Source organism: uncultured Microbacterium sp., assembly GCF_963528945.1.
Taxonomy (GTDB): Bacteria; Actinomycetota; Actinomycetes; order Actinomycetales; family Microbacteriaceae; genus Microbacterium.
In genome coordinates this window covers 40,537-54,413 of record NZ_CAURWX010000005.1, presented here as the reverse complement: position 1 = coordinate 54,413, position 13,877 = coordinate 40,537, and the positions used below count along the sequence as shown (strand labels likewise).

Below are 13,877 nucleotides of genomic sequence, written 5' to 3'. Positions count from 1 at the left end.
GGAGAGAACGTGCCAACCATTCAGCAGTTGGTTCGCAAGGGTCGCTCGCCGAAGGTCACCAAGACCAAGGCTCCCGCCCTGAAGTCGAACCCGCAGCAGGCCGGGGTCTGCACCCGCGTCTACACCACCACCCCGAAGAAGCCGAACTCGGCGATGCGCAAGGTCGCCCGTGTGAAGCTCCGCAACGGCACCGAGGTCACCGCCTACATCCCCGGTGAGGGCCACAACCTGCAGGAGCACTCGCTCGTGCTCGTCCGCGGTGGTCGTGTGAAGGACCTCCCCGGTGTGCGTTACAAGATCGTCCGCGGCGCCCTGGACACCCAGGCTGTCAAGAACCGTAAGCAGGCTCGTTCCCGCTACGGCGCGAAGAAGGGTTGAGTTAGATGCCTCGTAAGGGTCCCGCCCCCAAGCGCCCCGTCGTCAACGACCCGGTCTACGGCGCTCCGATCGTCACCTCGCTGGTGAACAAGATCCTCGTCGACGGCAAGAAGTCGCTGGCCGAGTCGATCGTCTACGGCGCCCTCCGCGGCGTCGAGGCGAAGAACGGTCAGGATGCCGTCGCCACGCTCAAGAAGGCGCTCGACAACGTCCGTCCCACCCTCGAGGTCCGCAGCCGCCGCGTCGGTGGCTCGACCTACCAGGTGCCGGTCGAGGTCAAGCCGCACCGCGCGAACACCCTCGCGCTGCGCTGGCTCGTCAGCTACGCCAAGGGTCGTCGTGAGAAGACGATGACCGAGCGTCTGCAGAACGAGATCCTCGACGCGTCGAACGGCCTCGGTGCCGCGGTCAAGCGCCGTGAGGACACGCACAAGATGGCCGAGTCGAACCGCGCGTTCGCTCACTACCGCTGGTAACAGCCTCGCCCGCCCCCGGCCCCCGGGTCGGGGGCGGGCACCCTCTCTTCGCAGTTCACCTGCCAAAACGATAAGGACACTCCTGTGGCACAAGACGTGCTCACCGACCTGAGCAAGGTCCGCAACATCGGCATCATGGCTCACATCGATGCCGGCAAGACCACCACCACCGAGCGCATCCTGTTCTACACGGGCGTCAACCACAAGCTCGGCGAGACGCACGACGGCGCCTCGACGACCGACTGGATGGAGCAGGAGAAGGAGCGCGGCATCACGATCACGTCTGCCGCCGTGACCTGCTTCTGGAACAACAACCAGATCAACATCATCGACACCCCCGGTCACGTGGACTTCACCGTCGAGGTGGAGCGCTCGCTCCGCGTGCTCGACGGCGCGGTCGCCGTGTTCGACGGCAAGGAGGGCGTCGAGCCCCAGTCCGAGACCGTGTGGCGTCAGGCCGACAAGTACAACGTCCCCCGCATCTGCTTCGTCAACAAGATGGACAAGCTCGGCGCGGACTTCTACTTCACCGTCGACACCATCGTGAACCGCCTCGGCGCCAAGCCGCTGGTGCTCCAGCTCCCGATCGGCGCCGAGAACGACTTCGTCGGCGTCGTCGACCTCATCGAGATGCGTGCCCTGGTGTGGCCCGGCGATGCCAAGGGTGACGTCACCATGGGTGCGTCGTACGAGATCCAGGAGATCCCGGCCGACCTCAAGGACAAGGCAGACGAGTACCGTCAGACCCTGCTCGAGACCGTCGCCGAGACCGACGACGCGCTGCTCGAGAAGTTCTTCGGCGGCGAGGAGCTCTCGGTCGCCGAGATCAAGGGCGCCATCCGCAAGATGGTCGTCGCCAGCGAGATCTACCCGGTCCTCTGCGGCTCGGCGTTCAAGAACCGCGGCGTGCAGCCGATGCTCGACGCGGTCGTCGACTACCTCCCGAACCCCCTCGACGTCGGTGCCATCGAGGCGCACGACCCGAAGGACGAGGAGAAGGTCATCGAGCGTCACCCCGACGCGAAGGACCCGTTCGCCGCGCTCGCGTTCAAGGTCGCCGTGCACCCGTTCTTCGGTCGCCTGACGTACGTCCGCGTCTACTCGGGTCACCTCGACTCCGGCTCGGCCGTCATCAACTCGACCAAGGGCAAGAAGGAGCGCATCGGGAAGATCTTCCAGATGCACGCCAACAAGGAGAACCCGGTCGACTCGCTCACCGCGGGCAACATCTACGCCGTGATCGGCCTGAAGGACACCACCACCGGTGACACCCTCGCCGCGATCGACGCGCCCGTCGTGCTCGAGTCGATGACGTTCCCCGAGCCCGTCATCGAGGTCGCCATCGAGCCGAAGACCAAGGCCGACCAGGAGAAGCTGGGCACCGCGATCCAGAAGCTCGCCGAAGAGGACCCGACCTTCCGCACGGAGCTCAACCCCGAGACCGGTCAGACGACCATCAAGGGCATGGGCGAGCTGCACCTCGACATCCTCGTCGACCGCATGAAGCGCGAGTTCCGCGTCGAGGCGAACGTCGGAAAGCCCCAGGTGGCCTACCGCGAGACGATCAAGAAGGCCGTCGAGAAGCACGACTACACGCACAAGAAGCAGACCGGTGGTTCCGGACAGTTCGCGAAGATCCAGTTCACGATCGAGCCCCTCGAGCTCGACGGCGACAAGACCTACGAATTCGTCAACTCGGTGACCGGTGGTCGCATCCCGCGCGAGTACATCGGCTCGATCGACGCCGGTTTCCAGGACGCCATGAACGTCGGCGTGCTCGCCGGCTACCCGATGGTCGGCGTTCGCGCGATCATCGTCGATGGTGCCGCCCACGACGTCGACTCCTCGGAGATGGCGTTCAAGATCGCGGGTTCCATGGGCTTCAAGGAGGCGGCGCGCCGCGCCAACCCCGTGCTGCTCGAGCCGCTGATGGCCGTCGAGGTCCGTACTCCGGAGGAGTACATGGGCGACGTCATCGGTGACCTGAACTCGCGTCGTGGCCAGATCCAGTCGATGGAGGACGCCGCCGGCGTCAAGGTCGTCCGTGCCCAGGTGCCGCTGTCCGAGATGTTCGGCTACATCGGCGACCTGCGCTCGAAGACTTCGGGTCGCGCCGTCTACTCGATGGAGTTCCACAGCTACGCTGAGGTTCCCCGCGCCGTGGCCGACGAGATCGTCCAGAAGGCCAAGGGCGAGTAACACTTCTGGGTGCCGGCCCCCGAGCATGCGACGGGGCCGGCTCCCAGGTCACCTACAACTTCACATTCCCTCTCTACTAAACTGAGATTCACACCCGTAGAGAACCGGTCGCAATCCAGTGCCCGGCACCTCTACAACGACGTCCTGAGGAGGACCCAGTGGCTAAGGCCAAGTTCGAGCGGACCAAGCCGCACGTCAACATCGGAACGATCGGTCACGTCGACCACGGCAAGACCACGCTCTCCGCAGCGATCTCGAAGGTGCTTGCTGACAAGTACCCGTCCGACACCAACGTGCAGCGCGACTTCGCTTCCATCGACTCGGCGCCGGAAGAGCGCCAGCGTGGTATCACCATCAACATCTCGCACATCGAGTACGAGACCCCGAAGCGCCACTACGCGCACGTCGACGCGCCCGGTCACGCCGACTACGTCAAGAACATGATCACCGGTGCCGCTCAGATGGACGGCGCGATCCTCGTGGTCGCCGCCACCGACGGCCCGATGGCTCAGACCCGTGAGCACGTTCTGCTCGCCAAGCAGGTCGGCGTCCCCTACCTGCTCGTCGCGCTGAACAAGTCCGACGCGGTCGACGACGAGGAGATCCTGGAGCTCGTCGAGCTCGAGGTCCGTGAGCTGCTCTCCAGCCAGGGCTTCGACGGCGACGAGGCTCCGGTCGTTCGCGTCTCCGCTCTCAAGGCCCTCGAGGGCGACGAGAAGTGGACGCAGGCCATCCTCGACCTGATGCAGGCTGTCGACGACAGCGTGCCGGACCCCGAGCGTGACCGCGACAAGCCGTTCCTGATGCCCGTCGAGGACGTCTTCACGATCACCGGTCGTGGAACCGTCGTCACGGGTCGCGCCGAGCGTGGCACGCTGGCCATCAACTCCGAGGTCGAGATCGTCGGACTCCGTCCGACCGTCAAGACCACGGTCACGGGTATCGAGATGTTCCACAAGCAGCTCGACGAGGCCTGGGCCGGCGAGAACTGTGGTCTGCTGCTCCGCGGCACCAAGCGTGAGGACGTCGAGCGCGGCCAGGTCATCGTGAAGCCGGGTTCGGTCACGCCGCACACCGACTTCGAGGGCACCGCGTACATCCTGTCCAAGGACGAGGGTGGCCGCCACAACCCCTTCTACACGAACTACCGCCCGCAGTTCTACTTCCGTACCACCGACGTCACCGGCGTCATCTCGCTGCCCGAGGGCACCGAGATGGTCATGCCCGGCGACACCACCGACATGACGGTCGAGCTGATCCAGCCGATCGCCATGGAGGAGGGCCTCGGCTTCGCCATCCGTGAGGGTGGTCGTACGGTCGGCGCCGGTACGGTGACGAAGATCATCAAGTAAGCATCTGCTTCCTGCGAAAGGGTCGGGCCTTCGGGTCCGGCCCTTTCGTCGTCTCCGGATGCCCCCCGCCCCCGTCGCGCAGATATATTCACTTGAACAAAACACTTCGTGTCTTGTAGTGTGATCTTGCTGTGCTGAGCACAGCCGGCAGGCATGCGTCCGAGCCCTGAGTCGGACCGGCGCTGCGGCGGTCGAAGGAACCCGAAGCTCCTTCGACCCGCCGGGCGCAGTCACGCCTGCGCGAAGGGGAGAGCCCGCGCATCGGGGAAGGGTGCGTGGGACCAAGGGGAGCATCACCATGCGTTCGACCATGCGTCGGAAGACTTTCACGCGCGCCCGGAGCCTGACGGCCGTCACCGCCGTCCTCTCCCTGATCGCCGGGGCTCTGGTGGTCGGTGCGACCGCTCAGATGGCCGCGGCCCAGGAGTGGACGCCGACGGTGACGATGAACGCCGTCGATTCGTCCGGAGGGAAGAAGGACTTCATCCTCGCGGGCGATCCCGTGGACTTCGACGTCGCGGTCTCGAACCCGGCGAACGGCGCGGGGGGCAAGCAGTTCAACCTCAGCCTCATGGCGGTCGCGCCCGCCAGCGTGCAGCTCGCCGACTCCGGGGCCTTCGGTGCAGCCAAGGTCTACCCGGCGGGCAGCATCCTGCCGAACGCCACCCGGACCGCGCAGAGCGCGCCGGCCGACTGCGCAGCGATCGGACTCGTCGCCGCCCCCGTCGACTCGAAGACGCCCTTCCTGTGCGCCGTGCCCGACGGGCAGCAGGTGTTCGTGTGGTCGAATGTGAACGATCTCCCGCAGGGCGGCACGGTGTCGGCTCGCATCCGCCTCACCGTCGACGAAGCGGTCTCGCCGGTCGGCGCGACCGTGCCGTTCGCCATCCGCGCGTTCACGAGCAACGACCCCACGCGCATCCCGACCTTCGACGGCTCGGCGAGCGTGTCGCGCACGGGTGACCACACGTCTGCCGCGGGCAGCGCGAGCGCCGAGGTGAAGATCGGTGCCCTGCGCATCGTGAAGACCGAGCCGAGCGCCGAAGCCGAGCTGCTGCGCGGTGCCCACGACCACCCCACCGAGTACACGCTGCGCGTGACGAACACCGACCGCGCCGCCACGAACGCCGTCGTCGTCACCGACTACCTGCCCGCCGGTCTCGAGTATCTCGGGGCGGGTCGCGGCGACGACAACTCCGCCGCTCGCGAGTACCCGACCGCCGCGGCCCTCGATGCCGGCGCGACGTCCGGCGAGGTCGTCGAGACCGTGCAGGTGTCGGACGGCGAGGCCCGCACGCTCGACCTCCCCGGTGCCGGTGTGTACACCAAGGTGACCTGGACGATCGGCGACCTCCCGGCCGGAGCCGAGCGGGAGATCCGCTACCGCGCCGCGGTGCCGCTGTTCGAGAACGCGCTCTGGGCCGACGGCACCGCGCCGAGCCCGCAGAGCGGCGAGCAGGCGGCGAACCTCAGCAACAACACCGGGCCTTCGACGCGCCACGGTTCGACCGTCGTGCCCGCGGGCGCCCAGAGCCAGCGCAACGTCGCGCACGCCGCCGGTACCTACCAGGGCCCGGTGCTGAACGACGATCCGGCTCTGCGTGCCGTCGCCGATCATGATTCCGAGATCGTCGACGCCGTCGACGTGCGGGTGCTGAAGAGCGTCGACAGTGGCGACACCTTCGACACGGGCGTCCTGGCCGTGTACTCCGTGCAGGTGGACGTCAGCGAGTACGTCGACGCGAGCGACATCGTGCTCACCGACGTCATCCCCAACGGCCTCTGCCCGGCGTTCCCCGTCGCGGCGGACGGCGTGCGGCTGATGATCGCCGGCGAGACGGTGAGCTCCGACGCCTGGAACGGCGCCGTGCCCGGAGACGCCTGCACGTACCCGTCGGCCGGGGCGGGCGCCGAGCTCTCCGACGATCTGTCCCTCGTCTCGATCGACTACGCGCCCGAGGCGGGCACGTTCAGGATCGTGTTCGGCGTCGACGACATCCCCGCGAACGGCACCCTCACGGCGAAGTACACGGCGATGCAGCGCTCCAACTACACCGGCGGCAACGGCGGCACGAGTGCCGGCGACAGCTTCGTCAACCACGTCGAGGTGACCGCGCGCACCCAGCCGATCGCCGCGATCGCGAACGACCCCGTGCTGTCGGACCGTGTGGGTGGTGCGTTCTTCACCTGGGACGACTCCTCCGCGACGATCGCTTCAGGACACAGCACGCTGACGAAGACCGTGCTCGAGCGCGGCGAGGAGCTCACCACCGCCCGGTCGGCATGGACCTCGCAGGCCACACGCCCGTTCTCGCCCGGCGACACCGTCTGGTACCGCGTCGAGTTGCAGCTCGCCCGCGGCATCGACTCGCGCAATGTCGAGCTGACCGACTACCTGCCCGAGGGCATCGCCTTCCGCGACGTGCTCTACACCTGGAACGGCATCCCCGGGTCGCCCGCGCCGTCGGCCCCGGTCGCCCGGGGCATCGAAGGCTTCCCCGAGGCCTTCGTGCCGAGCCCGCAGACCACCGCGAACTCCCTGACCTGGACGCTCGGGTCGCACAACCGCAGCGCGAGCGGCGACCGCTTCATGCCGGCCGGCAGCACCGTCACCGCGTACATCGCAGGCGAGGTCGTCGGCCAGTCCGCGTCGCCGGACGAGGTCGACAACCCCAAGAACCAGGCCAAGTACCTGCAGGTGAACGTCGACCGCGCGATCGAGTTCGGACGCGCCGATGCCGGCATCGACCTCGACTGGGGTTCGACGCTGACCAAGGGCATCCGTGCGGTGAACGGCGACGTCATCGGCGGGACCTTCGGCGACCGGGTGGACTCGCGTCAGGTCGTCCAGACCGACAAGGTCGAGTACCGCCTCGACGTCCGGACCCCGCAGAACCCGACCACCGACTACCTGGTGTGGGACGTGCTCCCCGCCGGTGTCACGAAGGAGGACGTGCGCGGGTTCACCGCCGAGCTCGTCGACGGTGCGCAGAGCACCCCGCTGACCGCCGGCCAGTCGGATGCCGTCGCCTACGACCCGGGTGAGATGCCGCTCGGCATCCGTCCCCAGGTCGGGCTCGAGAACCGCTCGATCATCGTCTGGAACGTGAGCGCGACCGTCTCGGGGTCGACCCCGGATGCGGCCGGCACCGGTGTGGTGCGGGGCCTCTCGCTCGGCTACACGCTCGTCGTGCCGACCGGCGTCGCCGGCGGCGGTGCCGCCGCGCAGGTGAACCAGCAGTACGTCAACACCGCCGGGATCGTCAGCTACGGCATCGAGAACTCGGCGACGCGCACGACCACGATCGTGCCGCAGCGCGATGGCGGCGGCCAGCAGCTGACCACCCGCACGCCGCAGGACGGCGAGGTGCGCGTGTCCGACGTGGACACGGTCGACGCCGCCGAGGTGCACCTGCCCGATGTCGACGTGCGCAAGAAGCTCATCTCCACCGAGGTCGGCCCGACGACGGGGACCCCGTTCGGCGAGAACGCCCTCACCGGAAGCCGCAACGGAGCATCCCAGATCGTGCAGGGCGAACACGCGACCTTCGAGTACTCCCTGACCATCCCGGCCCGCACGACGATCACGAATGCCGTGCTGTCGGACGGCGGCCGACTTTCCCTCGGCTCGGGCGACGTCGCGTACGAGTACGTCGACGGCAGCGCTGAGTTCTTCGGGCCGGACGACGCGCCCATCGAGGTGCGCGACGAGGCGGACGGGTTCCGCACCGCCGAGACGCAGGGGAGCACGCACGGCGTGCTGACCTTCCCGTCGACCTACACCAACGACACCGCCGACGCGCAGACCTTCCGCGTGCGGGTGACCGTCTGGGTGAAGGACCGCGACGCGGCGAATCCGACGGCGACGCAGATCGCCGACGGAGCCTCGTTGACCAACACCGCGACCGTGACGTTCGGCGACCCGAACGGCGTCGCCGGCAGCCGCCTCACCCGCACCGCCTCGGCGTCGGTGGCGTTCGCCGAGCCGGCGCCCCGAGTCACGAAGACCGCGTCGTCGGCGACGGTCTCCGCAGCGGGCACCGTCGACTACACGATCGTCGCCCAGAACGGCGCGAACCGGGTCTCGCTGTACGACAACGTCGTGCTCGACTGCGTGCCCGGCGAGATCACGCCGAGCAAGCTCACCGCGAGCGTCGGCACGGTCCGCGTGCTCGACCGCACCTGCACCATCGCGACGTCTGGAGCGATCCAGCCCGACACCGGCACCGGCAAGCTCATCGAGTGGAGCATCCCCGAGATCTCGGGCACCGGCCCCACCGGCGCCCCCACGCTGACCTACACCGGCACCGTCCAGGCGCAGGCCGGCGGTGGCTCGACGTTCACGAACCGCGCCGAGCTCACCGGGCACACCCTGCCGGCATCGCTCGGCGGCGACGACACCTCCGCCCGGCGCGGCACCGTTACGGCGGCCGCCAACCGGACCGTGACGATGCCCGACGCGACGATCACCAAGACTCCGTCGAGCGCGTCGGCCCCGGTCGGCGACGTGGTCACCTACACCGTGACGACGACGCTGCCCTCCGCGACGAACTTCTACGACGCCACGCTCACCGACACGCTGCCCGCCGGCGTGGACTTCCTGCCCGGCGGCACGCACACCGAGGTCGTCGACTGGCGCGGGGCGCCCGACGCTCCCGCGATCGGAGCCCCGCAGCTCAACGGCCGCACCCTCTCGTGGACGATCGGCCCCGACGACGTGCTCGCCTGGAGCACGGCGCGCACGATCACCGTCACCTACCAGGCACGCCTCGCGCCGGATGCGGTGGCCGCCGCTCCGTCGAACACCGCGGCCTTCACCTGGAGCAAGATCGACGGATCCACCGCGACCGCCGACCGCCGCACCGCGCAGACCACCGCATCGGTGACCCTGCTCAACCCCCGCGTGACCGTCGCCAAGCTGGTGAAGGCCACGAGTGCGGCCGATGCCACGTACGCGGCGACCGCCGCGGGTGACCCCGACCAGTCGTTCACCTTCCGCGTGCGGCTGACGAACGCGGGCAACACTCCTGCGTACGGCATCACCGTCACCGACACCGTGCCCGCGGGCCTGCGAGTCGACACCACGCAGGCGGCGTTCGCCGGCGCGATGTTCTCCGACGAGACGGCGATCCGCGAGGGTCGCGGTGGCACGGTGCGCTGGGTGCTTGCCGGGCCGCTCAGCAACCTGACCCCGTCGAACACCACCGATCTGACCTACCGCGGCACGTTCGTCTCGTCGTCCGAACTGCGCGCGACTGCTCTCGCCAACACCGCGACCGTGACGCAGTACGCGTCCGCCGCGACCGGCGGATGGGTCTACCGACCCGGCACGGGCACGGTGCCCGGTGGTGCGGCCGTGTCGAACACGAACACGGTCTCCACGGCATCCGTCACGCCGCGCTTCCCGCAGGTCACGTTCGCGAAGAGCGCGACCGACGGCACGCGGGCCTTCCTGGGGGAGGCGTTCTCGTGGACCCTCCAGGCGAGCAACGGCGGCGCCGGAGTCGCGCAGACCGTCACGCTCGTCGACACCCTGCCCTCGAACTGGGAGTACGACACCTCCGTCACCCCGCGCCTCAGCGTGAGCGGCGCCGCGGCCGTCGACCTCGCCGCACCGACGATCACGACGCAGAACGGCCGCCAGGTGCTGACCTGGACGCTCGGCACGTCCGGCAGCGTCCTGCTGCCGGGCACGGTGGGCAGCACGACCGCCGCCCAGCGCACCCTGAAGGTCGTGTTCTCGGCCAAGCCGCTGGCGGATGCTGTCACCACCAACGGATCCGGGCTGTCGACGAACCACGTCAACACCCTCAGCGGATCGGTGACCGACTCGACCGGCGCGCAGCGGAACGCCGCGGTCTCGGGCTACGCCGGCGCGAACGCGCAGGCGAACGCGCAGATCGCCCGTGCCGACCTGAAGGTCGTCAAGGCGGCGATCGGCGGCGACACGACGGGCACCTGGATCGCCGGTGAGACCGTGCGCTCCGGCTACACGCAGCCCCAGTGGCGCATCAGCGTCACGAACCAGGGACCGGATGCCGCGAACGGACCGTTCACGGTGACCGACACCTCGGAGCTCCCCGCCGGGGTGACGACCGGGGCGTTCACCGCCCGGTACTTCGCCTCCACGAGCGACACCTCGGGGACGGCACTGACCCTCAGCGGCACGGGCACCGCAGGCGACCCGTTCGTCGTCGGCGACGCGGGGCGCACGCTCGCCGCGAACGGGTCCGACCGCATCGAGCTGACCGCGAACGTCGCGGTCGCCGCGACCGCGACCGGTACGGCGGAGAACACCGCCGCCGCGACGAGCCGCACCTACGAGGCTCCGGCCGACATCACGAAGGACAACCGTTCGGTCGCCTCGCGTGCGATCGCGACCTCGGCCGACCTCTCGGTGCAGAAGACCGTGAACACGGCAGAGGTGACCGCCGGTCGCCCCATCACGTGGAACATCGCGGTGCGCAACAACGGCCCGTCGTCGGCAGCGTCGACGAGCGGCGCGCGCATCACCGTGACCGACACGATCCCGGCCGGCATCACCGCCGTGCAGGACCCGTCCGCGGACCTCACCTCGTGGACGGCGACAGCCTCCGACGGCTGGCCGGCCACCGCCGGCGACACCATCACCTGGACCTACACGGGTGCAACGCTGCCCGTCGGCCCTGCGCAGAGTCTCTCTCTGACCGGGCTGGTCGCACCGTCGTGGGCCGGGGGAGCGGTCGCCAACACGGCGACGGTGACCGCGGGAGCGACGAGCGACCCGACGCCGGCGAACAACACGTCGACGGTGACCGTCACGCCCGGTGATGCCACCACGCTGGCCGTCACCAAGACCCGCGTCATGAACGACGGCGGCGTCTGGAAGGATGCCGCGCAGTACGGCGCGGCCCTTCCCGAGCTCGTCGCGGGCGAGACGATCGCCTACCGGGTCGTCGTCACCAACAACGGCCCCGCCGACGCGCGCGGTGTGCGGGTGGTCGATGAGGTGCCGAGCATGCTCTCCTACGACTCGGTCGTGCACGAGAAGGGCACGTGGACCCGCACGGCGGGCCCGGGCGCTCACGACACGTTCGCGCTGGGCGGCACGATCCAGACCGCGACCGGCGACGACACCCGTTCGTTCGTCGTGGTCTACACGGTGGACTCGACGCTCGCGCCGGGCGCGGTGGTCGAGAACACCGTCGTGGCCTCGGCCACGAACGCCACGAACGCCCCGCGCGACATCGCCACGACGGCATCCGACCGGGTTGCCGACCTGTCGATCGTCAAGCAGGCGCTCGACGCCGACAGCGCACCTGTTCCCGCGGGCACGATCCCCGAGGTCACCGCAGGCACCCAGACGCGCTTCGCCCTCACCGTCACGAACGACGGCCCGAGCAGCTCGAGTGCGCCCATCTCGATCACCGACCGCCTGCCGGCGGGGATGACGTACGTCTCGTCGACGATCGACGTCCCGGGTTCCGGCGCGGGTGCGGCCACGCCGGTCGTGAGCGCCGACGGGCGTTCCCTCGCCTGGGAGGCGGTGACCGGCACGGGCACGCTCGCGGTCGGACAGACCGTGGTCGTCGTGGTGACGGCCGCCGTCGCGCCCGACGTGCGCGAGCAGCGTCTCGTGAACGTCGCCGACGTCACCGCTCCGGAGGACTCCGACCCGTCGAACAACCACGCCGAGGCGTCGGTCGACATCGTGACGCTCGCCGAGATGTCGATCGTGAAGACCGTCGCCGACGGCCCCTGGATCGCCGGAACCGATGTGACCTACACGATCACGGTCGACAACGATGGCCCCTCGGTCGCCGATGCGTTCGTCTCGGATCTGCTGCCGGCCGGCCTCACCGCCGTGTCGATCAGCGGTGCCGGGTGGGATTGCGACCCCGTCGACCTCGACTGCGAGCGCGTCGGGCACCCCGTGGGGGAGAGCACGATCACCGTCGTGGCTCGCGTCGCCTCGAGCGTGCCGACGGGAGAGGAGCTCGTCAACACCGCCGACCTGACCTGGACCGACAGTCGCAGCACGTCGCCGCATGAAGACAGCGACGCCGCGGCGATCGAGGTCACCACCCGCGCCGACCTGCAGGTGACCAAGACCGCGTTCGACGAGCGTGGCGAGACGACCGACGTCGCCGTGGCGGGCGAGACCGCCCGCTACCGCATCTCGGTCGACAACGTGGGCCCGAGCGATGCGGTCGGACCTCTGACCGTGGTCGACGCGCTGCCCGCGGGCATGCGCTTCGAGCGGATGCTCGGAGACGCGGCCGACGTCTGGGCCGTGGTGGCCGACGACGCCGACCCGCAGGTCGTGACGTTCGTGCAGCTGCCGCCGAGCGCGGGCCTCGCGAACGGGGCGACGGCGCCGTCGATCGAGTTCGAGGTGACGGTCGACAAGTCCATCGCGACGGGGACCGTGCTGACCAACGTGGCCACCGCCACGTCCGGCACGCCGGACCCGAACCCGACGAACGACTCCGGCCGCGCCGACCTCACGGTGACGCGCGCGGTCGACCTGTCGATCACGAAGGTGCACGACGCATCGGCGGTCCGCATCGGCGATGCGCTGCCGTTCTCGCTGCAGGTCGCCAACGCCGGGCCGTCCGAGGCCTCCGACATCGTCGTGACCGACGTCGTGCCGGCGGGGCTCACGGTGCTCACCGAGGTGGGCGACGAGGTCGGCGACGACTGGACCGTCGAGTCGATCACCCCGGTCGATGCCGACGATCCGGCCGCCGGTACCCGGGTGACGGCGCGGTACGCCCTCACCGTCGCTCCGGCTGCGACCGCATCCGAGCTGACGCTGCGCACCCGTGTCGAGGTCGCCGCCTACCCGCAGGTCGTGAACACGGCGTCGGTGACGGCGGCCGAGATCACCGACGCGACGCCCGATCGCACCCCGGCGGACAACTCCGTCGAGGATGCCGTCGTGGTGCCGCCGATGGCGGCGCTGGTCGTCACCAAGACGGCGGCGGGGCAGCTCAAGGTGGGCACGGCGGGGGAGTACCGGATCGTCGTGCGCAACGACGGGCCCACGGCCGACCCCGGCCCCGTGACGGTTACGGATGCGCTTCCCGACGGGCTGACCTTCGCGTCGTCTCCCGACGAGGGCGTGCAGGTCGACGGCCGCATCGTGACGTGGACGCTGGCCGACGGAGTGGCTGCCGGCGAGCAGGTGGAGCTGACGTTGCGCGTGAACGTCGGCGAGGCCGCGTACCCGTCGGTGAGCAACGCCGTGGTGGTCGAATCGCCGACCGAGCAGACTGACGACGCCGTGCTGACGGCGGTGTCGACGAGCGACGTGCAGGCCGCCGATCCGCTGGCGACGACGGGTGCCGAGATGACGTGGGGGATGGTGCTGCTGGCGCTGCTCCTGCTGCTGTCGGGAGGGTTCTTCGCGGCATACCGCCGTCGTCGCCCTTCCGCCCCGGCCGCGATCTCTGCAGAATGAGGATGCGCCGGAACCGCTCCGGCGCATCCT

General features: G+C 69.4%; 5 protein-coding genes. All 5 read left to right on the top strand.

Translation table 11 applies throughout. From position 1 onward, the window contains the following. Positions 1–9 precede the first annotated feature (9 nt). The 5 genes from rpsL to RWS82_RS14810 all read left to right on the top strand — a co-directional run bounded on the left by rpsL (position 10) and on the right by RWS82_RS14810 (position 13,847). On the top strand, positions 10–378 hold the full coding sequence (gene rpsL, locus RWS82_RS14830; protein WP_017201609.1) for a 30S ribosomal protein S12: 369 nt from the start codon (positions 10–12) through the stop codon (positions 376–378). A 5-nt stretch (positions 379–383) separates the two neighbouring features. Continuing rightward, positions 384–854: a 30S ribosomal protein S7 gene (gene rpsG / locus RWS82_RS14825; RefSeq protein ID WP_017201608.1), complete on the top strand. Its 471-nt coding sequence runs from the start codon at positions 384–386 to the stop codon at positions 852–854. An 84-nt stretch (positions 855–938) separates the two neighbouring features. Further along, positions 939–3,053, top strand: coding sequence for an elongation factor G (gene fusA, locus RWS82_RS14820; RefSeq protein ID WP_314651692.1), 2,115 nt, complete (start codon positions 939–941; stop codon positions 3,051–3,053). A gap of 158 nt (positions 3,054–3,211) precedes the next feature. Next, complete coding sequence (gene tuf, locus RWS82_RS14815; RefSeq protein ID WP_314651689.1) at positions 3,212–4,405, top strand: elongation factor Tu; 1,194 nt, start codon at positions 3,212–3,214, stop codon at positions 4,403–4,405. 310 nt (positions 4,406–4,715) lie between these two features. Beyond that, complete coding sequence (locus tag RWS82_RS14810) at positions 4,716–13,847, top strand: isopeptide-forming domain-containing fimbrial protein (protein WP_314651685.1); 9,132 nt, start codon at positions 4,716–4,718, stop codon at positions 13,845–13,847. The last annotated feature ends 30 nt before the right edge of the window (positions 13,848–13,877 follow it).

What these genes read in the sequence shown, in the direction of transcription:
- rpsG (WP_017201608.1), top strand. Translation starts at nt 384, where the DNA reads ATGCCTCGTAAGGGTCCCGCCCCCAAGCGCCCCGTCGTCAACGACCCG.
- RWS82_RS14810 (WP_314651685.1), top strand. Translation starts at nt 4,716, where the DNA reads ATGCGTCGGAAGACTTTCACGCGCGCCCGGAGCCTGACGGCCGTCACC.